27 protein-coding genes are annotated in these 21,189 nt (G+C 34.3%); 14 read left to right on the top strand and 13 right to left on the bottom strand.

The features are described 5' to 3' along the window. Positions 1-4: 4 nt before the first annotated feature. Genes fliP through MV589_RS00800 form a run of 3 tightly spaced genes read right to left on the bottom strand, consistent with a single transcriptional unit; the run spans position 5 to position 2,292 of the window. Positions 5-736 (bottom strand): flagellar type III secretion system pore protein FliP, encoded by a 732-nt coding sequence (gene fliP / locus MV589_RS00810; protein WP_521966158.1) that lies wholly within the window; start codon positions 734-736, stop codon positions 5-7. Further along, positions 736-1,515, bottom strand: coding sequence for a flagellar motor protein MotB (locus MV589_RS00805; protein WP_297431124.1), 780 nt, complete (start codon positions 1,513-1,515; stop codon positions 736-738). The genes fliP and MV589_RS00805 overlap by 1 nt, the downstream gene beginning before the upstream one ends. Positions 1,516-1,527: 12 nt before the next feature. Next, positions 1,528-2,292, bottom strand: a complete 765-nt coding sequence (locus MV589_RS00800) for a motility protein A (RefSeq protein WP_297431122.1) — start codon at positions 2,290-2,292, stop codon at positions 1,528-1,530. A gap of 287 nt (positions 2,293-2,579) precedes the next feature. Between MV589_RS00800 and MV589_RS00795 the strand changes: the two genes are divergently transcribed. The 6 genes from MV589_RS00795 to glmU all read left to right on the top strand — a co-directional run bounded on the left by MV589_RS00795 (position 2,580) and on the right by glmU (position 8,592). Further along, entirely contained in the window at positions 2,580-2,744 is a 165-nt protein-coding gene (locus MV589_RS00795; protein WP_297431120.1) for a hypothetical protein, read from the top strand. Between the two features lie 273 nt (positions 2,745-3,017). Beyond that, complete coding sequence (locus tag MV589_RS00790) at positions 3,018-3,938, top strand: lysylphosphatidylglycerol synthase transmembrane domain-containing protein (RefSeq protein WP_297431118.1); 921 nt, start codon at positions 3,018-3,020, stop codon at positions 3,936-3,938. Then, positions 3,935-5,158, top strand: coding sequence for a glycosyltransferase family 9 protein (locus MV589_RS00785; RefSeq protein ID WP_297431116.1), 1,224 nt, complete (start codon positions 3,935-3,937; stop codon positions 5,156-5,158). Before MV589_RS00790 ends, MV589_RS00785 begins: the two co-directional genes overlap by 4 nt. Next, positions 5,142-6,572 (top strand): glycosyltransferase family 39 protein, encoded by a 1,431-nt coding sequence (locus tag MV589_RS00780; protein ID WP_297431114.1) that lies wholly within the window; start codon positions 5,142-5,144, stop codon positions 6,570-6,572. Before MV589_RS00785 ends, MV589_RS00780 begins: the two co-directional genes overlap by 17 nt. Next, entirely contained in the window at positions 6,569-7,237 is a 669-nt protein-coding gene (locus MV589_RS00775) for a phosphatase PAP2 family protein (protein WP_297431112.1), read from the top strand. Before MV589_RS00780 ends, MV589_RS00775 begins: the two co-directional genes overlap by 4 nt. Before the next feature lie 50 nt (positions 7,238-7,287). After that, positions 7,288-8,592 (top strand): bifunctional UDP-N-acetylglucosamine diphosphorylase/glucosamine-1-phosphate N-acetyltransferase GlmU, encoded by a 1,305-nt coding sequence (glmU, locus tag MV589_RS00770; RefSeq protein ID WP_297431110.1) that lies wholly within the window; start codon positions 7,288-7,290, stop codon positions 8,590-8,592. A 3-nt stretch (positions 8,593-8,595) separates the two neighbouring features. Here the strand turns inward: glmU and MV589_RS00765 are convergent, their stop codons facing one another. Continuing rightward, the gene (locus tag MV589_RS00765) at positions 8,596-8,784 is read right to left on the bottom strand and encodes a hypothetical protein (RefSeq protein WP_297431109.1); all 189 of its coding nucleotides are present in this window, start codon (positions 8,782-8,784) and stop codon (positions 8,596-8,598) included. 3 nt (positions 8,785-8,787) lie between these two features. Then, positions 8,788-9,591, bottom strand: a complete 804-nt coding sequence (locus tag MV589_RS00760; protein WP_297431107.1) for an HDOD domain-containing protein — start codon at positions 9,589-9,591, stop codon at positions 8,788-8,790. A gap of 170 nt (positions 9,592-9,761) precedes the next feature. On the opposite strand from MV589_RS00760, the gene coaBC reads away from it, so the two are divergent. From coaBC to MV589_RS00725, 7 genes are all read left to right on the top strand, one after another. Next, positions 9,762-11,036, top strand: coding sequence for a bifunctional phosphopantothenoylcysteine decarboxylase/phosphopantothenate--cysteine ligase CoaBC (coaBC, locus tag MV589_RS00755; RefSeq protein WP_297431104.1), 1,275 nt, complete (start codon positions 9,762-9,764; stop codon positions 11,034-11,036). A 3-nt stretch (positions 11,037-11,039) separates the two neighbouring features. After that, the gene (locus tag MV589_RS00750; protein ID WP_297431102.1) at positions 11,040-11,717 is read left to right on the top strand and encodes a di-trans,poly-cis-decaprenylcistransferase; all 678 of its coding nucleotides are present in this window, start codon (positions 11,040-11,042) and stop codon (positions 11,715-11,717) included. After that, complete coding sequence (locus tag MV589_RS00745; RefSeq protein ID WP_297431100.1) at positions 11,717-12,532, top strand: prepilin peptidase; 816 nt, start codon at positions 11,717-11,719, stop codon at positions 12,530-12,532. Before MV589_RS00750 ends, MV589_RS00745 begins: the two co-directional genes overlap by 1 nt. A gap of 14 nt (positions 12,533-12,546) precedes the next feature. Next, positions 12,547-13,566: an LptF/LptG family permease gene (locus MV589_RS00740; RefSeq protein ID WP_297431099.1), complete on the top strand. Its 1,020-nt coding sequence runs from the start codon at positions 12,547-12,549 to the stop codon at positions 13,564-13,566. Next, a complete protein-coding gene (truA, locus tag MV589_RS00735; RefSeq protein ID WP_297431097.1) occupies positions 13,566-14,276 on the top strand; it encodes a tRNA pseudouridine(38-40) synthase TruA in 711 nt (236 codons plus the stop codon). The genes MV589_RS00740 and truA overlap by 1 nt, the downstream gene beginning before the upstream one ends. A gap of 71 nt (positions 14,277-14,347) precedes the next feature. Then, positions 14,348-14,815, top strand: a complete 468-nt coding sequence (locus MV589_RS00730; protein WP_297431095.1) for an iron-sulfur cluster assembly scaffold protein — start codon at positions 14,348-14,350, stop codon at positions 14,813-14,815. After that, entirely contained in the window at positions 14,808-15,617 is an 810-nt protein-coding gene (locus MV589_RS00725; protein ID WP_297431093.1) for an iron-binding protein, read from the top strand. Before MV589_RS00730 ends, MV589_RS00725 begins: the two co-directional genes overlap by 8 nt. On the opposite strand, the gene MV589_RS00720 is transcribed toward MV589_RS00725, so the two are convergent. From MV589_RS00720 to MV589_RS00680, 8 genes are all read right to left on the bottom strand, one after another. Further along, the gene (locus MV589_RS00720; protein WP_297431090.1) at positions 15,598-15,954 is read right to left on the bottom strand and encodes a VanZ family protein; all 357 of its coding nucleotides are present in this window, start codon (positions 15,952-15,954) and stop codon (positions 15,598-15,600) included. The two genes, MV589_RS00725 and MV589_RS00720, sit on opposite strands and share 20 nt — an antisense overlap. Next, entirely contained in the window at positions 15,947-16,720 is a 774-nt protein-coding gene (locus tag MV589_RS00715) for an alpha/beta hydrolase (protein ID WP_297431089.1), read from the bottom strand. The genes MV589_RS00720 and MV589_RS00715 overlap by 8 nt, the downstream gene beginning before the upstream one ends. After that, positions 16,720-17,634, bottom strand: a complete 915-nt coding sequence (locus MV589_RS00710) for a 5'-nucleotidase (RefSeq protein WP_297431088.1) — start codon at positions 17,632-17,634, stop codon at positions 16,720-16,722. The genes MV589_RS00715 and MV589_RS00710 overlap by 1 nt, the downstream gene beginning before the upstream one ends. Positions 17,635-17,646: 12 nt before the next feature. After that, positions 17,647-17,979, bottom strand: coding sequence for a type II toxin-antitoxin system PemK/MazF family toxin (locus MV589_RS00705; protein ID WP_297431086.1), 333 nt, complete (start codon positions 17,977-17,979; stop codon positions 17,647-17,649). Then, a complete protein-coding gene (locus tag MV589_RS00700; RefSeq protein WP_297431083.1) occupies positions 17,976-18,218 on the bottom strand; it encodes an AbrB/MazE/SpoVT family DNA-binding domain-containing protein in 243 nt (80 codons plus the stop codon). The genes MV589_RS00705 and MV589_RS00700 overlap by 4 nt, the downstream gene beginning before the upstream one ends. Positions 18,219-18,441: 223 nt before the next feature. After that, complete coding sequence (locus MV589_RS00690) at positions 18,442-18,630, bottom strand: hypothetical protein (protein WP_297431079.1); 189 nt, start codon at positions 18,628-18,630, stop codon at positions 18,442-18,444. A gap of 365 nt (positions 18,631-18,995) precedes the next feature. After that, positions 18,996-19,442, bottom strand: a complete 447-nt coding sequence (locus tag MV589_RS00685) for a GNAT family N-acetyltransferase (RefSeq protein WP_297431077.1) — start codon at positions 19,440-19,442, stop codon at positions 18,996-18,998. A 274-nt stretch (positions 19,443-19,716) separates the two neighbouring features. Next, positions 19,717-20,181, bottom strand: coding sequence for a fatty acid desaturase (locus MV589_RS00680; RefSeq protein ID WP_297431138.1), 465 nt, complete (start codon positions 20,179-20,181; stop codon positions 19,717-19,719). A gap of 172 nt (positions 20,182-20,353) precedes the next feature. Here MV589_RS00680 and MV589_RS00675 point away from each other — a divergent pair. Further along, positions 20,354-21,189, top strand: an 836-nt coding sequence (locus MV589_RS00675; RefSeq protein ID WP_297431076.1) for an IS256 family transposase, incomplete at its 3' end; no start/stop codon positions are given.

Raw genomic sequence — 21,189 nt, 5'->3', positions numbered from 1 at the left:
TTCCTTATTTAACTGAAGCAATCAAATTGCCTATAATGAGGTTCCACCCATCTATAAGTACAAAAACAAGTATCTTAAAGGGCAGAGAAATCATTACTGGCGGGAGCATCATCATACCCATAGACATCAAGATAGAAGCAACAACCATATCTATAACTAAAAATGGCAAAAAGAGTAAAAAACCTATCTCAAACGCAGTCTTTAATTCACTAATTAAAAAAGAGGGAATAACAATTGAGAGAGGAACATCAGCAACAGTTTTAGGATTTTTCATCTTTCTAATGCGCAAAAAGAGTGCTAAATCTTTCTCTCTAGTATTTCTAATCATAAAATTTTTAAAAGGCAATACCGTTTTCGTAAATGCTTCTTCATAGCCTATCTTTTTTTCAACATATGGTTGAATACCTTGATGATATGCCTTCGTACCAATAGGCTCCATCACGAAAAAAGTAAGTATCATCGCCAGCATTACAAGAATTTGTGTTGGTGGTACTTGTTGTGTTCCAAGTGCTTGACGTAAAAATCCAAGGACAATTATGAACCTTGTAAAAGTTGTCATCACAAGAACCATAGATGGTGCAAGTACAAGTAGTGTTAGAATTACTAAAACATTTAGTGATGAAACCAACTGCTCAGGAGTCTTTGGAGCAGAAAGATTCATATTTAAGGTAGGAATGACAGCATCTGCACCAAAGAGAGCTGCACTTAACACAAATAAAACAAAAAAAACTCTTATCATTTTGTTCCTGCTGTTTTATCTAAAATAGATTTACCAACTTTAGACTGCTCTTCATTTTTCTTTCCATAAAAATGTAACTCAACACGACGATTTTTTTCTCGACCTATTTTTGTTGCATTTGTTGCAATAGGATGATATTGAGAAAATCCAGTTGCACTTAATCTTTTTGGAGCAACACCATCTAAAATAAGTTCATGTACAACAGCAATAGCCCTTGCAGCGGAGAGTTCCCAGTTATCTTTAAATGGACTGTCTGCACCAGGTTTTACATTATCTGTATACCCTTGTGCATCCACTCGCATATCTTGTGGCAAAGCTTCAATAATAAGCGCTACTCTTTTTAAAAACAGTAGTGCATCTTGATTTTCAATAGTTGCACTCCCTGGTTTAAAAAGAAGCGCAGCAGGCATTTTTATAACAAATCCATCTTGTGCTTCTCGCACTGTAATTGTTGGTGTCTGTGCCTGTTCCATCATCTCATTAGCATCACCGGCAGCTTGCTTAATTCTATTTACAGTATCACTTGTCTCATCTTGAGAATCAATAGGAGTAGCTTCAAGCATTCTTTTTGTTGAAATTTCAGTTTGTGTTCCACCTTCTAAGACACTCATAGCACCAGAGAGGGAGCCAATAGCTTCACTTACCTTTTTTGCATCCATACTTGACATAGAGAGAAGTAAAACGAAAAAGCATAGAAGAAGAGACATTAAATCCCCAAACGCAGCTAGCCAAGCAGGTAGACACTCTTCGCACTCTGGACATTTTTTCTTAGCCATTACAAATACTCATTAGTCAAATTGACTGACACGATCAGCCGGAGCTAAATAAGCAAGTAGTTTCGCTTCTAAAACTCTCGGTGCATCACCTGCTTGAATAGACATAATACCTTCAACTATCATCGATTTCACTGTTGTCTCTTCATCATTTCGAATGGTTAAAATATTATATATAGGAGTTCCAAAAATATTACCAATCATAGCACCATACATCGTCGTAAGAAGAGCAACCGCCATTGAAGGACCAATAGCAGAAGGATCTGCCATATTTAAAAGCATTGCAACTAGACCAATTAGTGTACCAATCATTCCCATTGCCCCTGCAAGCCCAGCCCACTGGTTAAAAATAGAACCATGGATTTTATGTCGAGTACTTGTCTGCTCCATCTCAATTTCAAGAAGTTCTCGAATAGTATCAGGCTCACTGCCATCAATGGCCATAGAGAGCCCTTTTTTTAAAAATGCATTCTCCTCATCATTAACATCACCCTCTAACGCAAGAATTCCATCTTTTCTAGCTTTTGTCGCAAACTCCACAAGTTTTTTTATAAGTTCACCAACATCCTCTTCACCTGGCTTAATTGCTTTCATAAAGACTTTAACAAACTGCTTCATTTGAGCTGGTTTAAACGAAATCATCAAAGCACCGATACTACCACCAACAACAATAAGGACAGAAGGTATATCAATGTACGCACCAATACCAACACCCATAACCATAGAGCCAAGTAAAAGCGCCATAATTAAAACAATACCAATGACCGTACCTAAATCCATTCAAAAACCTTATAGAAATTTATAATTTCATTATAATACCACAAGAAATCAAAAAAATATCTTTTGTTGTATAATGTCATCACAATTATTGAGAATTAAATACAATTATGCTTGAAATGCTTTACCGTTCAACAAAAAAATCTGCTTACACCCTTATCATTTTAATGGCAATCTTTTCTACTATTTACAACGCTTTTATACCTCTTCATAGGGATGAAGCTTACTACTGTATATAGAGTCATCATCTCCAAGCTGGTTACTATTACCATCCACCTATGATTACTCTAATGATTTGGCTAACAAATCATATATCACAAAGTGAGTGGGGTATTCGACTTGTAAATGTATTTTCATTTACAAAAGAACTTAGTAATGAAAAAACAGCACTCAATGCAGTTCTAGTCACTACTATTTTTACTTCTCATAACTTATTAAAAAGATGGATATATTAACTAATATTAAATTCTACACAGAAATACTAATCGTATTAGTTATAGTCTATCCCTATATTGATTTTGCATGTCAACTTCATCATTCTACAAGTAATATTTTTAAAAAAATGACTTAGTATTGTACAAACATGTTAAACTTATGGATACAAATGTAGTTGTCCCTAATTGTAGAGTTTTTTATCTCTATAGAGTATCTGCTCTTATAAAAAAGTAATTTACTAAAGATTAATCAACTTTTTGATAAAATACTTTTACTTTACAATATGGTACTCGATGAAAAATATAATTAAACTACTTATAACTATCGCAATTTTCTACTTTCTTTTTCAGAAAATAGATTTCCAAACGCTTTGGGCTATTTTAGCAAAAAGTCATGGTGGATGGATTCTACTCGCTCTTATTATGCAACTTGGAAGTACTTATCTTGCCGCATACAGATGGTTTAAAATTTCAAAATTACTTGTTTTTAAAGAGCGTCTCTCTTTTTATGTACAAAGTTATTTCAAAGGAACATTTTTCAATCAAGTACTACCTAGTAGTATTGGTGGTGATGCAGTAAGAATTATAGACCTTACACGAAAAGGATATGATAAAAAAGAGGCATTTTATGGTGTTTTTGTAGATAGAGTTGTTGGTCTTGTCGGACTGCTTGTACTAAACTTCATAGCTTCTATTATATTTTATGGTACGTTTCCCTCAGATTTTTCACGACTTATCATCCTTATTTCAGTCGCAGGTATTGCAGGATTTTTCTCACTTTTTCTTTTTGAAAAAATCAACTTTTTAGCGAAATATAAATTTTTAAATCTACTTCATAGGCTTTCAGTAAGGCTCAATCAACTCTACAGTTCAAAAACTGTACTTGTAAAACATATCTCTATTTCAGTTGCTGTGCATTTTTTATCTGTCTTAACAATATATGGAATTGCTTTAAGTATCAATGCACATTTAAGTTTTCAAATGCTTCTTATTGCCGTGCCACCCGTATTTTTACTCACTATAGTCCCTGTTTCATTAGCGGGCTGGGGAATTCGTGAAGGTGCAATGGTTGGAATTTTTATGCTTGTAGGTGCAGATTCGACTAAAGTTTTAGCTATGAGTATTTTATATGGTTTACTACTTATTATCGGTGCACTACCAGGCTCTTACTTCTGGATAAAAAATAAAAAAATAACACAGGAGGAAAAAAAATGAATGTAAATACTATGAGAAACATTGACCATTATGCAGGGATTCCACTTGCATTTACTGGTACTCTTATAAAAAAAACATATGATTTTTTTGTAGAACCAAAACAAAAAAAACCTAGAAATGTACTACTTATAGAGCTCTCAGAGATGGGAAGTGCTATTTTAGTTGATCCAGCCATGCGTAAACTCAAAGCAAATATTGAAGGAGAACTCTTTTTTGTAATCTTTTCAAAGAACAAAGTCTCATTGCAACTTCTTGAAACTGTACCTGAAAAAAATATATTTACTATTGATGAGAGCGGCATAGTTGAAATTGCACAAACTTCCTTAGAGTTTTTAAAATGGTGTAGAGAAAAAGAGATAGACTCCGTGATCGATTTAGAGCTTTTCTCCCGTTTTACAGCCCTTTTAACAGCTGCCAGCGGTGCATCAAACCGTGTTGGTTTTCACGCTTTTCATAATGAAGGACTTTACCGTGGTGATTTTTTAACACATAAAGTAGCGTACAATCCACATCAACATATTGCTAAAAACTTCATCGCTTTAGTGGATGCACTTCTTAGTGAAAAGCAGGAACTTCCCTTTACAAAGCGCATCATCCCTGATGAAGAGATTCAAATTGCAAAAGCAGTTATTAGTGATGAAGAGAAAGAGTCTGTTATTGCCATAATTACAGATATGTACGAAGGGTTTGACAGAGAGAAAAATCCTGTAATTTTAGTAAACTCAAATGCTTCAGACCTACTGCCACAAAGAAGATGGGACAGGGAAAATTATGGTGAGGTCATCAAAAAGATTTTAGCTTACAATAAAGACGCCATTGTCCTACTGACCGGTGCCCCATCTGAAAAAGATGGAGCACAACTTCTTGCTGACTATATAGGAGACAAACGCTGTATCAACTTCGCAGGAGGTGTGAAATTTTTACAACTTCCTGCACTTTACAGTGTAAGTGCATTTATGCTTACAAACGACTCTGGTCCTGCACACTTTGCTTCAATTACAAACATGCATACTTTTGTAATTTTTGGACCTGAAACACCAGCACTATATGGCTCATTAGGGCCAAGCACACCAATATTTGCAGGAATGGCTTGTAGTCCTTGTGTAAGTGCTTCTAACCATAGAAAAACACCTTGTAGTGATAACCAATGTATCAAAATTATTACACCTGATTTGGTGTTTAACACACTGAAATTTAAACTTGATGAACTTTCTAAATAAAGAACATAGAAGTTTTCTTCTTTTCATTACAGTTGTAGCTATTCTTAGACTACTTATAGCACCTCATGTTGGTCTTGGTGTCGATGAAGCACACTATGTCCTTTATGGTATTCATCTTGATTGGAGCTACTTTGACCACCCTCCGCTTGTTGGGTGGACACAGTATATTTTTACTTCTATCTTTGGACTCAATGAATTTGGCGCTCGTGTTAGTGCAGTAGTTATTGGATTTTTTACATCCCTATTTTTATATAAACTTATCTATAATATAAATAAAAATGCTACAAAAACTTTCATAGCGGTTTTAGCACTCTATGCCTCTTTTATTTTTAATGCACTCTTTTTAATGCTTATGCCAGATACCCTGCTCTTTTTACTAATTATTCCCATCATTTTTGTAGTGATTAACCTTGAAAAAAAACCCTCTACAAAAAATTGGATTATTCTAGGTATTTTGCTAGGAGTTGCGGGACTAAGTAAATATACAGCAGTACTCTTTATCATTCCTATCATTCTCTATTTTTTAATAAAAAAAGAATTTAAACTCTTTTACTCACCCAAACTTTTACTCACTATACTCATTGCACTTCTCCTTATCTCTCCAGTTCTTTATTGGAATATCCAACATAACTGGATTAGTTTTAGTTACCAAAGTTCTCATGTTGTGGGAAGTAAACATATTCATTGGGGTGGCTTTTTTAAATCAATAGCAACACAGTTTGGAGCATATAATCCTCTGCTTGTTCCTTTAGCTTTTTATGGACTATACAAATCATTTTTTAGCAAAAATGATACCATTTTTCTTTCTGGACTCTTTGGTTTAACACTTATATCATTTTTCACTTATGCTTCACTCTATAAAACTGCCCTCCCTCACTGGTCGGCACTCTTTTATCTACTTTTTATTCCATTAGGTACTTACTATATGCTAGATATTTCTAAAAAATATGTTAAATATGCCATCATTTTTGGACTTTTTATTAGTATACTTGCCTATGCAGAGCTTGTGTTCAAATTCATTCCACAGCCAAATTATCAATCAATTCATAGAGATATTTATGGTTGGAATACAATTATGAAGCGTGCAAACGCAGTGATAACTAATGATAAAAAAGAGGCACTAGCTGTTACAAATTGGACACTTGCTTCTCGAGCTATGTTTTATGACCGCAAATACTCTTCAAAAGTCTATCTACTTGACAATAAAAAAGATCAGTTTGACTTTTGGGAGGATAAGCACAAGAAAGGAAAAGATATGATAATCATTAACACGCATTTTTTCCATAAAAATATAGCTTCTACTATGAAATGTGACAAAGTTTATCCAATAGAGAGCTTTGACATCAATATTTCAAATCATAAAATTAATACTATCAATCTAGTAATGTGTAAAAACTTTCAAGGACTTAAATGAAATTAACTAAAAAACTGTTTTTTACGGCATTTATTATTGCAATTCCTCTTATAATTATTAGTTACAATTTTTTTGATAAGCCTGTCGCTAGATATTTTTATATACATCGAGAAACATTCCATCATTTTGGAGAACTTTTAAGTCTTACAGGAGAATCTCAATGGTATATTGGAGCTGGTCTTTTAGGATTTTTATTTTTTAAATATATTAAAGATACTGAGCTTTACAAAAATAGATTTCTCTTTCTTTTTTATGCAAATATTTTTTCAGGTCTTGTGAGTATACTACTAAAATGGATATTTTCAAGAGTTCGTCCAGTAGGATTACATCATTCTCCTGAGGAGTATGGATTTTTACTCTTTCAAAACTATGACAAGGGCTTTTTTGCACAACTAAAATATCATTATATTACGATGTTTCATCATCATACCACGTATGCTTCATTTCCATCAGGACATACTGTTACCATCGCTACCACATTTACAGTTATGTATCTGCTCTTTCCTCGCTATCTTTACCTTTGGATAATTTTAGGAATCACATTTGCAAGCGGAAGAATTTTGGCAGATGACCATTTTATCAGCGATATCATCGCAGGAACTGTTGTCGGCATACTTGCAACACTTTTTATTTACGATAAAATGCGTAATAGATTAAAAAAATAAATGTTATAATGTCACAAAAATAAACTATGAATAAACAGAGGAATAAATAAATGATGAAAGAGAATATAAGTATAGTAATTTTAGCTGCTGGAAAAGGCAGTCGTATGAAATCAAACAAGGCAAAAGTCCTTCACTCTATAAGTGGCAAGCCTATGCTTTATCATATCATCAAAGAGTCATTGAAAATTTCTGATGATATTACTGTTGTAGTAGCACATCAAAAAGAGGCTGTCATTAAAGAGATAAGCAGCTACTTCGACAACATTAACTTTGTCACACAAGATGCCAATAAGTTTCCAGGAACTGGCGGTGCTATGATGAATGTAGAGCCAAAAAATGACAAAGTTTTAGTCCTCAATGGCGATATGCCGCTCATCACGGCTGAAGCACTCCACGGATTTTTAGAGATACAAGCTGATGTAATTATGAGTATATTTGATCTTGAAAATCCAGACGGATACGGCAGGGTTATTATCAGAAATGACCGTGTGGAGTATATAGTTGAGCAAAAAGATGCCGATGAAGCAGAGCTCAATACAACAACTGTGAACGCAGGTATATATGCTTTTTCAAAAGTAATTTTAGAGAGATACATTCCAGAACTAAGCAATGACAATGCCCAAAAAGAGTACTACCTCACAGATGTTGTAGCTATGGTAAAAGAGGAAGAGGGAACTGTTGTGCCAATTCTTGTTGATGAAGAGCATTTTAAGGGTGTAAATTCTAAAAAAGATTTAGCTGATTCAGAAGTTATTATGCAAAGACGCATCAGAAATAGATGGATGCAAGCAGGTGTAACAATGCAACTTCCAGAGACTATCTATATCGAAGAGGGTGTTGCGTTTGAGGGAGAGTGTATTGTTGAAAATGGATGCCGAATTACAGGCAACTCTCACATCATCAATTCTCATATAAAAGCAGGTAGTGTTGTAGAAGATAGCATTATGAAAAATTCAGATTGTGGTCCAATGGCACATCTTCGTCCTCTCTCAAACATAGAAAATACACACATTGGTAACTTTGTAGAGGTGAAAAAAGCGACACTTAAAGGGGTAAAAGCAGGACATTTAAGTTATTTGGGTGATGCAGAGATAGATGAGGGAACAAATATAGGTGCAGGAACCATCACTTGTAACTATGACGGCATTAACAAGTACAAAACCATCATTGGTAAAAATGTCTTCATAGGTTCTGATTCACAACTCGTAGCACCTCTCACCATTGAAGATGATGTCATGATAGCAGCAGGTACTACAGTAACAAGTGGCACAGTTGAGAAAGGCTCACTGGCTCTTAGCCGAACAAAACTCAAAACCATTAAAAACTTCTACTACAAATTTTTTGGTAAAAAGTAGATTTCACTTTCCCTTTAAAATGTGCGCATGCTGCACTTCTTTAGAAGAAGAGATCTCTTGTTGCACAGAGGGATGACCACCCTCTTGTAAAAAAAATCTCCATACTACATAGTAAATAATTAACATAACAACAATAAAAATCGAGACTGTTTTTGCTCCAAACATCTCGTTTTTTTGTGGATCAAATATCAAAGACTACGCGTCCATCAATTTTTCAAGAGCTTTTTCATAACTTGCCATATCAAGTCCAAATTCTTCTATAGTATTCTTTGCAGTGGCAATCGATTCATCGGTTATCTCACCGTTTGGCATAACAGTTTCACGAACAGCTTTTAACTCTGCTGCCATTCTCTGCTCATCTGGTGTTGCACCTTCTGGATCATCACTATAGCGAATGATATGTACTATTTCAGGGTCAAGATTCCATCTGTGAAAAAGTGTTGCTGTAACATCAGTCGTTTGCGCACCACAGGCAGTTTTTTCAGCATTTGAAATATCTTCACCTGCTAAAAGTGCTTTTTCTATAATGTCAGCTTTATTATCTTCAAGTAGTGTTTTAGAAATTATTACACGTCCTAAATCTACCAAAAACGCAGCAGGAGCTAAAAGAGAAAGGTTTTGCCCTTCAGTTCTACGAAGCCAATTAACAACTAAAGAGAGCTGTTTGTCACACGCTGTTGCAAACTGCTCTTTTGTCATACCATATGGTGAGAGATCTATCTCAAAATCATTGGAAACACTTCCTAATGCAAATGTTCTAATAGTATCTTTTCCAAGAAGAGAGACAGCTTGCTTAAGATCAGTGATTTGATGTTTCAAACCATATGCAGGAGAGTTCACTAAACGCAGTATATTTGCTGTAAGTATTGGATCTTTTTCTATCGCTTTTTGCATATCATCAAGTGTAGAATCTGAATTATTATAAACACGCTCAACTTCCTGTACTGATTCTGGAAGCGGTGGAATATTGTCAATATTTTCTAAGAGGGTTTTTGTCATATTTATTACCTTTGTTTATATTGCATTAATTTTAGTGCATAGATATAAAATTTAATATTTATAGTCCCAATTATTGGAACAACCTTACAAATATGTTTACTCTCGTAACAATTTTTGTAAAGACTAAGAATTTTTTGATAAAATACAGACAGATAAACGAGGGAGCTATTATGAATATACCAGTAGATTTGATTAAAAACAAAAAGATTCTCCTTGGCGTGACAGGTTCCATTGCCATTTACAAATCTCTTGAACTTTTACGATATTTCGTAAAAGCAGGTGCAGAAGTAAAAGTTGTAATGACTCCTGCTGCAAAAAAATTCATAACCCCTCTTACATTTGAGACACTCTCATCAAACAGAGTGCTTGATGATACCAATGAGTCTTGGGCAAATGAACATAACCACATTAAAATCAGCGAATGGGCAGATATTATGGTCATTGCTCCAGCATCTGCAAATACCATTGCAAAACTTGCAAATGCAATAGCAGACAACATTCTACTCCAATCAGCCCTTGCCTTTAACGGTATGAAAATATTAGCACCATCGGCAAATACAAATATGCTTCAAAACCCTATTACACAGGCAAATCTTAAAATGCTTGGCATAGCAAATTACACAATACTAGAGACACAGACAAAAGAACTCGCATGTAAAACTATAGGTGATGGAGCGATGGCAGAGCCTCTAAATATTTTCTACCAAACAAGTAGAGAACTTCTAAAAGAAGAGTACTGGACAGATAGACGGGTTATCATTACCGGTGGAGGAACGGTAGAAAAAATAGATGAAGTGCGCTACATTTCAAACTTTTCAAGTGGAAAAATGGCCTCTGCTCTAGCTACGGCACTCTACTTAAAAGGTGCAGATGTAAACCTTATTGCTACAAGGTTTGATGAAAATTTACCTGAAAATATGCACAAAATTGATGTTGCAAGCACAGCAGAGATGCTCGAGTACCTCACCGATTCAGTACGTATTGCAAAAAAAGGCAAACTCTCAAAAGCAACACTTGTAAGAGATGAGCATATACATATTATTCAAAAAAGACCTTTTCTTTTTATGGCGGCGGCTGTAAGTGATTATATTGCAGAGTTTCCACAAGATGGAAAACTCAAAAAAGAGTCTTTGGGCGAGAGCTGGGAGCTTCCTTTGAAAAAAAATATTGATATTTTAAATACAATTGATAAAGAGGGCATCACTGTGATAGGTTTTAAAGCTGAGATGGATGAGCAGAAGGCAAAGTCAAACGCAGTCAATATGCTTGAAAATAAAAATCTTGATGCAGTTTGTCTTAATCTACTCAAAGACTCTTCAAGTTTTGGAACTGATGTAAATGAGATAGAGTTTATCACAAATGATAAAAATATTTTACTCCTTCAAAGTGACAAACTAACCCTTTCATTCAGAATTATCTCACACTCAAAAAAATTATCTGAGTAAAAAATGAATAAAGCAAAACATATAGCAATCATTATGGATGGCAATGGCAGATGGGCAGAGATGCAAGGAAAAAAACGTGTCAAAGGTCATGAAGCAGGTGCAAAAGTCGTCAAAGAAATCACAACTTACTGCTCTAACAGTGAAGAGATAGAGCGACTCACTCTCTATGCTTTTTCTACAGAAAACTGGAAAAGACCACGTTTAGAAGTTGAATTTTTAATGCGATTACTCGATAAATATCTTAAAGATGAACTTCCCTCTTACCTTGAGAACAATGTAAAATTTGAGCCAATAGGCGATATAAGAGCCTTTTCAAAATCCCTGCAAAAAACCATAAAAATGGTAGAAGAAAAAACAGCTCACTGCGATGGACTTGTACAGAGTTTAGCACTTAATTATGGAGCACAAGACGAGATACTCCGTGCAGTAAATTCACTTAAAAAATCTTCAAAAGAGATTACAAGTGAGATGCTTAGTAATGCACTTGATTGTAAATCTGATGTCGATATTCTCATCAGAACAGGTGGAGATACGAGACTTTCAAACTTTCTTTTGTGGCAGGCGGCTTACGCAGAACTCTTTTTCATCGATAAACTCTGGCCAGATTTTACAACTAAAGATTTACAAAAAATTGTTAAGCAATTTACACAAATTGAGCGTAGATTTGGAGGTTTAAAATAATGGAACTTTTTATAGGATTTATTTTAGGCATAGTTTTTGGTTCATTTTTAAATGTAGTTATTCTTCGCATTCCAAAAGATGAGAGTGTCGTTTTTGGTGCTTCACACTGTACATCATGTGGTCATAAACTTAAACCATGGCATAACATTCCCCTACTCTCATGGATATTTTTACAAGGAAAATGTGCCTATTGCGCCAATAAAATTTCTATACAATATCCACTTATCGAACTCCTCTCAGGAGTTATTTTCACCGCACTTGTTTACAAGTACTCTCTTAGCCTACCTCTTTTCTTTATAGGAATGAGTTTTTTAATGCTTTTAGCACTCTCTGTAATAGATTTAAAATACAAAATGATTCCTGATTCACTTAATCTTTTAGCAATCTTTTTTGCTATTTTTGGAGCATGGAGCATAACAGGACTTTTTAACAATTTTCAAAATGCCCTCCTCTTTGCAGGTGGCTTTACTCTCCTGCGTTTCTCACTCTCTTACTACCTGACATCTTCAGTGTACAGAGCAGGGATAAAGACAAAAACCTCTTGGAATAAACACTTCGACAGATCTCCATTTATAGAAGCAATGGGCGAAGGTGACATTATGGTCGCAGCTACTATGGGTGCCTTGCTTGGTGTAAAACTAGGGCTCGTTGCCATATTTCTCTCAGCACTCTTGGCAATGCCAGTTATGCTCTATACAGTGAAAGGTTCAAAAGAGCAACAGCGTGTTCCTTTTGTACCTTTTTTAGCAATGGCTACTTTTATAGTATATATGCTAGACACTCCTATTGCAGCCTATATCAATGCTAATTATTAAAAGAGTTTTTACAAATGGATAGACTTCAAAAATATATACTTAGAAACCTTTCAACGCTGTTTTTATCTATATTTTTACCTCTTTTTGCCATAGCTTCTGTCATATTTTTGATAAAACTAGCAGCTTATACTGCAATAATTCAACTGACTATTTGGGAAATGACCAAACTCTATCTTTTTGTACTACCTCAAATTCTTTTCTATACCCTGCCCATAACATTTTTTATAGCAGCAACGCTTTCACTCTTTAAACTCTCAAACGACAATGAAATTATTGTTCTGTTTGCCCTTGGAATCGAACCCAAGTTCCTTATAAAAACACTCTTTAAACCTGCTTTTTTACTTAGTATAATTTTAGCATTTGATTTTTTCGTTCTCTTTCCGCACTCTACTGTATTATCAAGAAATTTTGTTTCATATAAAAAAAGTGAAGCAAAATTTAATCTTGCAGCAAGTGAATTTGGAAATAGTTTTGGAGATTGGCTACTCTATCTTGGAGGGAAGAAAGATGATGGAACATACTATAAGGTCTTTTTATTCAATAAAAAAGGAAAAGAAGAGATACTTATTTCTGCGAAAAAAGCAGAAATTATAAATGATTCAGGAATACTTAGATTAAAACTTACAAATGGAGAGGGATACAGTTATTCAACCAAAAAACTCTCTCAAGTTAATTTTAAAACAATGATGATTAATGATACATTAAAAACACATCTTGATCCCTATGAAGAACCTCTTGAATATTGGCTTTCAAAATATAGACATAAAAATAAGGTTAAAATGTTTATAACAGATACACTACTAAGTCTTTTTCCTATCATTTCTCTTTTCATTGTTATAGCCATAGGTGTTGTACAGGTACGACATCAAAAATCTCGTGTCTATTTGTACCTGTTTATCTCTATTGCACTCTATTATGGTGTTACAGTTGGGTTGCAAAGCATCTTACATTTTTATACAATCCCAGCACTCTCACTCACTTGGCTTGCAGTAACCTACTTTATTTACCGTAAGACCATAGTCAATAAATTCTAATGAAAGTTGCATTTACTCTTGCCTACAACGGTACCCATTTTCTTGGTTCTCAAACGCAGCAAGAGACAAGCAACACCATACTTGGCAATGTAACACAGGTTCTCAATCAACTTGGCATTAATGACAAGGTTATAGCAAGTGGGCGTACGGATAAAGGAGTCCATGCAACGGGACAGGTATGCCATATCTCTCTGCCTAAGTATTGGAGAGATTTAGCAAAGCTTAAACGCGTTGTAAATCAGATGCTTCCCTCTTCCATCATAATCAAAAAAATTGTAACAGTAGATGATTCCTTTCATGCAAGATACAGTGCAAAAAAAAGAGTATATAGATACATCATAAAAACAGAAGAGAGTAATCCTTTTGAGAGTGATTTTGTAACATTTCTTCCAAACGCAGCACTTGCAGAGATAAAACAAAACATAAAACTTTTTGAAGGCGAATATGATTTTAGCGGTTTTATGAAAACAGGTAGTGATATTAACTCTACACAAAGAGTTATATACAGAGCTTTTTATTATAGATATAAAGATTGTCACATTCTCTACTTTGAAGCCAATGGATTTTTAAGAAGTCAAATTAGATTGATGGTTGGGGCACTTTTACAACTCAAAAAACAAGAGATACAAGAGCAACTCTCTTTAAAAAAAGAGCATAAAATCAGACCTGCTCCACCAAATGGTCTTTACCTTGCAAAAATAAGATATTAATCTGGTATTGGTCAAGAATATATTTATACTTTTTCGTTACACTTACATAAATTAAAAAAAAGAGAAAAATTATGTTTGAAAATGTAAAAATGCCAGAGGGGCTTAATGCTGAAACTTTAGAACACTTAATAAATCCGAAAAATTATGGAAAAATTGAAGATGCAGATGGTGTTGGGGTAGCACTTGATGAAAAAACAAATGAGTATGTTGTTTTTTACACAGACTTAAACGCAGAGGGTATTGAAAATGCAAAATTTGCGACAAATGGCTGTCAAGATACCGTTGTTATTGGTTCTATGTTTACCGATATGATTATTGGCAATGACTTAGAGTATGCACAAAAAGCCATAACTAAAATGCATGAGAAACTAGGTGATCTTTCACCACAACAACAAGTATGTGCAGATATAGTCTTTACTGCATACATTGCCTCTTTACAAAATATTGAGAATAAAGAAAAGGGTGAAGAGGAAGAGATGCATGTTCTTAAAATGAAAGATAGCTGTGAATCAACACAAAAGGAAGAAACAGGTGAATAAAACATACCAAAAAAAACATGAACTTTGGCTCTCAATTTTGTTTGCATCATTTGCCATTAATGATGAAACGATAAAATCACGCCTTTATGATTTTTCTCAAATTGCTTTTCGTCATATGAAATGGCTTGGTGAGCAAACTCTTGAAAATGGTGAAAATTATAATTATGACAGAAATATGGTACTTCTTAAACGCAACACTGTTTTTGAAATCATTGAAGCCCTCCAAGATGAGATAAAAGCATTTCATTCATTTTATCCAAACAATGTTTTAGGCGAACGTATAAAAACTGATGATATTTACCTTTTAGAGTATCTTAGTGAAGTGCTTGCAAAAGAAGAGAATAACGGGAAAATCACTGCGTTTAACATGAAACGAAAATGGGAAGATAGAGACCTTGAACAGGCTCAAATAGATGCACTTACACTTTTTTTATTTGATGAATCCTACAAAGAGTATGAGCTTATTCTTATTTATGCTTATATGCAGGCACGCACAAAAAATATTCTTCGCTTTAATGTCTTTCAAGATTTAGTAGATGAATCACACTTTCACCTTAAATCGTTTGGAAATATGATGGCAAAGCTTGGCATTTTAGCACTTCCTCGTGAACTTCATGAAATGACCTATGTTGTAAAAGATTTAGATAAATTTCTTGTAGATGGCATTGCAGAAGAAGAGGCTGCAAAAGTAATGTGTAAAGAGCTTAGTGATGCTATAAAAGATGAAGAACTCTCAAAATTCTTCGACTTTATTAACTACCAAGAAAATTATCACATCGAACTTATGAAGAAGCTTTTATAGCGCTTCTTCTGTACTTTTCGTACAAATAATAAACAACTATTCCTATTGCAATCCCTACACTATCTGCCACTACATCAAAGAGTGAAAAATCTCGTCCTGGGATAAAATACTGCACTATCTCTATTTGCATACCAAAAGCAAGTAATAATGCAATTTTCATCAAAACACTCAAATGTCTGTATGCAAGCGAAAGCAAAATATAAAGTGTCATAAATGCAATAAAATGATTTGCCTTGTCCCAAATATGCTCAATCACTTTTATCTCTCGTGTTGTTGTTGCAAGATATTCAATACTCACTAAACAGATGTAGAACATTATTTGAAATTTTTTACTCATTTTCCATTACCTTATTTATTTGATTTGTTACTGTTGTATCCCACAAAAGTTCTTTATGACTTAGTCCCTCAATCTCACTGTAAAGAACAAGATTTTTCACCGACTCTTTAAGTTTTTGAGCATTTTTAAGTGGAATGGTCTCATCATCTCTACTTACAAAAAGATATGTCTTTGCAGTGACATCCCGTACATACACATCAGTAGGAAACTTGTAACGCAGTAGTTTTTCAATGCAACAGAGTTTTGGGTACTTCTCTTTTGAGAGTGCTGTAACAGAGTCAAATGCCCCGACCAAAAAGAGTGCTTTTACACTATGTTGCTTTGCCACAAACGCAGCAACATTCGAGCCAAGTGAAAAACCTAAAAGATAAAAATCACCATAATGCTTCTGCACAAGCTGCGCAATTTTCAAGCTGTCACTTAAAATATTTTTCTCATTTGCAACACCGCCACTTTTTCCATAGCCACGGTAATTAAACGCAATGACACGTACATTTTTATAAACTTCACTGAGTCGTCCCATTAATGCTACAGCATCATGAGAGCGTCCAACAAAAACAAGTAGTGTTGTCACTGCGTTTACAGGCTCATAGACAGCGCCCTCAAGTTCTATGCCATCATCAGTTTTTATACTTAAAAGTTCACATTTATCACAAAGTCGTCGCTCTTTTATGTAGGTGGGAGAAAATATCATAAAATACTGCCACTGATAAAACACCCCAATGAGAATCAAGAATGTAAATAGAAAAAAAACTACATATATCATTATTCACATTCTAAAATAGTTTTATGCATCACTTTTGCCGAAGGCACAACATCTGATGAGAGTTCCAAATGTACATCTTGATCATCAAAAAAGATGTCAGCACCAAAGGCTTCAAGTACCTCGTACTTCTCACTGCCGCCTAAGAAGAATGCCTCATCTATGCGAACACCCCAGACATTAAGTGTTTTTATTACCCGCTCGTGTGTCGGAGCACTTCGTGCGGTGACAAGTGCTGTACGAATAGGTGATTCTTTGTCTTTAAATTTTTTCTGAATATTGGCGATGGTGAGCAAGAGTTTTGCAAAAGGACCTTTTTTCATAGGGTTATCACGATTTGCCTTTTCATGCGCTATGAAAGCCTCAAGCCCCTGCTCTTTATAGATAAGCTCTGACTCTTCAGAAAAGAGTACAGCATCTCCATCAAACGCAATGCGTACTTGATCTCCAAGTGAAGTATGAATATCTTTGTTTGAGGGAAGTATCTTTGCCGCTGCAACACCATTTTCGATGGCATTGATAACATCATTATCATCTGCACTTAAAAAAAGATCGACTTTAAAGGCTGTGAGATAGTTAGACGTATTGCGTCCACTTGTCCAGCCACTTCTTTGTATGTCAAGCTTGTAGCTCGCTATGGCATTTGTAATGCGCAAACTTGTTCCTGCATTGTTTTTAGAGAGAATTATAACCTCTACCTGTTTTTCATCTTCTGCAAAATGCTCATTTATTTTTAGAAGATTTTCTATGAGTCTATATCCAGTCCCTTTTTTGAGGGGTTCATTCTCTTTTTCAAGCTGATACTTGTAGTACTCATCAAGCCCACGCTCTTCAAATACCCTGTTCTCATCTTCAAGGTCAAAAAGCGCGCGTGAACTCACCGCTACTACAAGTTTATCTTTTAAATTATATGCCATACACCCTCTTTGTTACTCAATGATACTATCAATAATGCCCAGTATTTTATTTACTGTTTTCTGATCTGCTTTTTCAATAAATTTTATATTTCTTGAATTATAATCTATTGACTTCAATTGTTCAGCCATAATAAAACCAGTGATATTTTCACTCTCAACTTTAATATGAAATGGAAAACCTCTCTTAGTATTTGTTATCGGACATGCAAACGCAAGCCCTAGGTATTGGTTAAATACTTTATTGCTAATGATAATAGCAGCTCTTCTACCCTTTTGTTCATGACTACTTTGTGGATCAAAACTTAGAGCCACTATATCTCCCTGCTCAGGAATATATTTTATCACTCTTCTCTTCCCATTTTATTATCAAACTCTTCATAAGTTGTATAATCAGCTGGCAATTGCTTAACCAATTCATTAATATCGTATTTTTCCCGTGATTTATCTACTGGTTCTAATACGATTTTTTGATTTTCAACTAAAACTTTTACCTTGTCCCCAATTGATAAATGAAGTTCTTTCATAACATTTTTTGGAAATCTGACACCCTGAGAATTACCCCAACTTGAAATAGTTGCTGTCATAACATTCTCCTCATATCTGTATATCCAAAGTATATCATTTATTTTTTTGAGTGTCAACGTACTATAACTTTTCCATATTTTTATCTTTGCAAGTTAAAAGTGGAGATTTACTCACAGAGATGGGACATTTATTTTAACGGCTACTTATTCGCATAAGTTGGGGAATCTTTTTCTATGTAAGTGGCGATAGACTCAATATCTTCAAGAGCCTCTTCAGACCACTTTAGTGTGAAAGCCATTTAGACATTCTTTGTTTTTCATCTTGATGTGATGAGACTTCGCCATTTTCAGCACGACTAATACCATTTTTAATTTTTTCTACAACATAAAGGTGATATTGAATGTCTTCATAAGTACAGCTATCAGGAAGATTTTGTATCATCTTTTGTGCTTCTTGTTTTATGGCTACCATGGACTCTCCTTTTTTGTTTGTATTATAGCATATTTGATTTTTCAGTATAACGGCGAAGCTGAGCTTCATTAATGTGTATTTCGGAAAATTCACTTGCGATTTTCTGGAAAACACTTTGATGTGAGACTCCTGCCTTTTGTTGTATGTAGCATAGCGGAATACGACAAAAGGTTGGTGGCTCGTTTAGAGCTCAGCTTCGCCGTTGTAAGTTTCCGCTTTGCGGGAACTTACAACGACTGTCTTCAAAAATATGTTTCTGTTCACAATCATTGTAATATCTATCATAATAGCACATTTTTTCGCTTCAAAATATTTGCCCGTGAGGGAAACATATTTTTGTGCAAGTACTTGTTATATCGAACATTTCAATCAACAAAACAATCTTTTATCATTATGTAATGTGGTCCAATATCTTTAACATTAAATTCATCACCATAGAGTTTATAGTTATGTTTTTCATAAAACCCTATAGCGGAGATACGAGCATTACACCAGATATAATTTGCTCCGTTTTTTAAAGCATATGTTTCCGCAACTTTAAGTAGGCTACTAGCATATCCTTTTTTACGAATATTTTTAATTATCGCCATCGCTCGAATTTGCCAGCAATTTTTATCATCAATATGTTTGATTTTAGATTTATAAATTGAGACTATTCCAATAAGTTTATTATCTAAATATGCACCAAAATGTTTTGTAAGTTCATCTGTATCTCCATCATATTGACAATCACTAATACTTTGATGTGGTCTTAGTACATTAAGTCTTACTGTGTATGTTTTTTCAACAGGAATATTTTTAATTTGTATCAATATTTACTCTTTTATTTCTTTAGTTTTTGGTCACCTTTTTTTAAAAAGGTGCTGAGGGAACTAGCATAAGAGAAGTTCTATTAAATTGTTGGCAAGATGCCCCTCTCTTTTTTTGCAAGAAAGGATTTGACTACTTGATATAACGGTTGTCGTGAGCTATAATTAAGCCGCTAGGGTCAATTATTAGCCTCCTCGTATTTGTTATATCTTTGCCTCTTTACACCTTAAAAGTGGAGATTTATCCATCAAATGTAATTTTTAAAATCTATATATCTTAATCAATTATATTTGGTTTTGTTTTACCAACAAGAACTGATAAAGTCAGAATAGATCTTTTAAAAATATTTTCTTCCCTATATTCTAAATTATATTTTTTACATAATTCTTTTACATAAGGTTGAACTACTTTATGTTGACTAAGTGTTAGATTAGGGAAAAGATGGTGTTCAATCTGATAATTTAACCACCCATGTAAAAAATCCAAAAGTTCAAATCCTGTTTTATAATTAACCGTATCTATAATTTGCCTTAGATAAAAATCACCTTTTGATTTATAAGCACCATTAAATCTATAAATATCAGCTGCTGCATGATTCGGTAAGATTACTATAAATGAATTAATATTTGCAAAACATTCGGCAAGTATTAAAATAAGCAGGCTATTCATCGCAGCATTTACTCCAAATGGTAAAAAGATAAGAGGTGTTACTATAAAGCGAATAGTAAAATAAGGTAATATATATTGAAACCAAAATATTTTTCCATATTTCGTAAATGGGTTGTAATGATTTTCTAAATTTTTGGGAGTGTCTTGTGAGGGTGTAAAAACAACTGTGTAAATCCAAAAAACTAATTTATCAGATAGGCTTAAAAATTGCTATTATTGATAGATTTATTTGAAGGATTTACAGATGGATATTTTAAATAAAGAAGAACTACGCAGACAAATAAAAGAAGGCAAAGATATTTCACTCGATGGGATATTGGATGATTTCAAAGCTCTTCTTCGAGAAACGATTCAAACAGCTACTGAAGTGGAACTTGATGAGCATTTAGGTTACGAGAAGCACCAGAAGTCAGATAACTCCAACTATCGTAACGGTACAAACAAAAAGACTCTAAAATCGAAATATGGTGATGTAGATGTCGCCATACCAAGAGACAGAGAGGGCTCGTTTGAACCACAGCTTGTAAAGAAACGGGAAACACTTCTAAACGGCAGTGAGGATCTTATACTTTCACTTTATACCAAAGGGATGAGCGTAAGAGATATACAGCATCACCTTGATGATCTCTATGGTTATCAACTTTCTGAACAAACAATCTCAAATATCACCGATACAATCATAGAGAAAGCAAAAGAGTGGCAGAACCGACCGCTTGAACCAATCTATCCAATAATCTTTATGGATGCTACCGTCCTAAAAATAAGAGTGGATAGAGTCGTAAAAAACATAGCTGCATATATTATGCTAGGAGTCACGCTTGAAGGAAAAAAAGAGATATTAGGTATTTGGATCGGTGAAAATGAAACAAGTAAATATTGGCTTTCACTTCTGAATGAACTCAAGAACCGTGGTGTAGATGATGTACTTATTTTTGCCATAGATGGACTGAACGGTTTCAATGAAGCTATTGAAGCTGTTTACTCAAAAGCAGAGATACAGCGTTGTATTGTCCATCAGATTAGAAGTTCACTTCGTTATGTCTCTTGGAAGGATAGAAAGGCAGTAGCAGCTGATTTAAA

Origin of the sequence: Sulfurimonas sp. (genome assembly GCF_026991475.1) — a bacterium.
GTDB lineage: Bacteria > Campylobacterota > Campylobacteria > Campylobacterales > Sulfurimonadaceae > Sulfurimonas.
The sequence above is the reverse complement of the archived record's forward strand: the minus strand, read 5'-3'. Positions and strand labels throughout refer to the sequence as shown.

What these genes read in the sequence shown, in the direction of transcription:
- MV589_RS00780 (WP_297431114.1), top strand. Translation starts at nt 5,142, where the DNA reads ATGAACTTTCTAAATAAAGAACATAGAAGTTTTCTTCTTTTCATTACA.
- MV589_RS00790 (WP_297431118.1), top strand. Translation starts at nt 3,018, where the DNA reads ATGAAAAATATAATTAAACTACTTATAACTATCGCAATTTTCTACTTT.
- MV589_RS00805 (WP_297431124.1), bottom strand. Translation starts at nt 1,515, where the DNA reads ATGGCTAAGAAAAAATGTCCAGAGTGCGAAGAGTGTCTACCTGCTTGG.
- MV589_RS00750 (WP_297431102.1), top strand. Translation starts at nt 11,040, where the DNA reads ATGAATAAAGCAAAACATATAGCAATCATTATGGATGGCAATGGCAGA.
- MV589_RS00800 (WP_297431122.1), bottom strand. Translation starts at nt 2,292, where the DNA reads ATGGATTTAGGTACGGTCATTGGTATTGTTTTAATTATGGCGCTTTTA.
- coaBC (WP_297431104.1), top strand. Translation starts at nt 9,762, where the DNA reads ATGAATATACCAGTAGATTTGATTAAAAACAAAAAGATTCTCCTTGGC.
- MV589_RS00740 (WP_297431099.1), top strand. Translation starts at nt 12,547, where the DNA reads ATGGATAGACTTCAAAAATATATACTTAGAAACCTTTCAACGCTGTTT.
- MV589_RS00715 (WP_297431089.1), bottom strand. Translation starts at nt 16,720, where the DNA reads ATGATATATGTAGTTTTTTTTCTATTTACATTCTTGATTCTCATTGGG.
- truA (WP_297431097.1), top strand. Translation starts at nt 13,566, where the DNA reads ATGAAAGTTGCATTTACTCTTGCCTACAACGGTACCCATTTTCTTGGT.
- glmU (WP_297431110.1), top strand. Translation starts at nt 7,288, where the DNA reads ATGATGAAAGAGAATATAAGTATAGTAATTTTAGCTGCTGGAAAAGGC.
- MV589_RS00720 (WP_297431090.1), bottom strand. Translation starts at nt 15,954, where the DNA reads ATGAGTAAAAAATTTCAAATAATGTTCTACATCTGTTTAGTGAGTATT.
- MV589_RS00795 (WP_297431120.1), top strand. Translation starts at nt 2,580, where the DNA reads ATGATTTGGCTAACAAATCATATATCACAAAGTGAGTGGGGTATTCGA.
- MV589_RS00710 (WP_297431088.1), bottom strand. Translation starts at nt 17,634, where the DNA reads ATGGCATATAATTTAAAAGATAAACTTGTAGTAGCGGTGAGTTCACGC.
- MV589_RS00745 (WP_297431100.1), top strand. Translation starts at nt 11,717, where the DNA reads ATGGAACTTTTTATAGGATTTATTTTAGGCATAGTTTTTGGTTCATTT.
- MV589_RS00785 (WP_297431116.1), top strand. Translation starts at nt 3,935, where the DNA reads ATGAATGTAAATACTATGAGAAACATTGACCATTATGCAGGGATTCCA.
- MV589_RS00700 (WP_297431083.1), bottom strand. Translation starts at nt 18,218, where the DNA reads ATGACAGCAACTATTTCAAGTTGGGGTAATTCTCAGGGTGTCAGATTT.
- MV589_RS00730 (WP_297431095.1), top strand. Translation starts at nt 14,348, where the DNA reads ATGTTTGAAAATGTAAAAATGCCAGAGGGGCTTAATGCTGAAACTTTA.
- MV589_RS00775 (WP_297431112.1), top strand. Translation starts at nt 6,569, where the DNA reads ATGAAATTAACTAAAAAACTGTTTTTTACGGCATTTATTATTGCAATT.
- MV589_RS00760 (WP_297431107.1), bottom strand. Translation starts at nt 9,591, where the DNA reads ATGACAAAAACCCTCTTAGAAAATATTGACAATATTCCACCGCTTCCA.
- MV589_RS00690 (WP_297431079.1), bottom strand. Translation starts at nt 18,630, where the DNA reads ATGGTAGCCATAAAACAAGAAGCACAAAAGATGATACAAAATCTTCCT.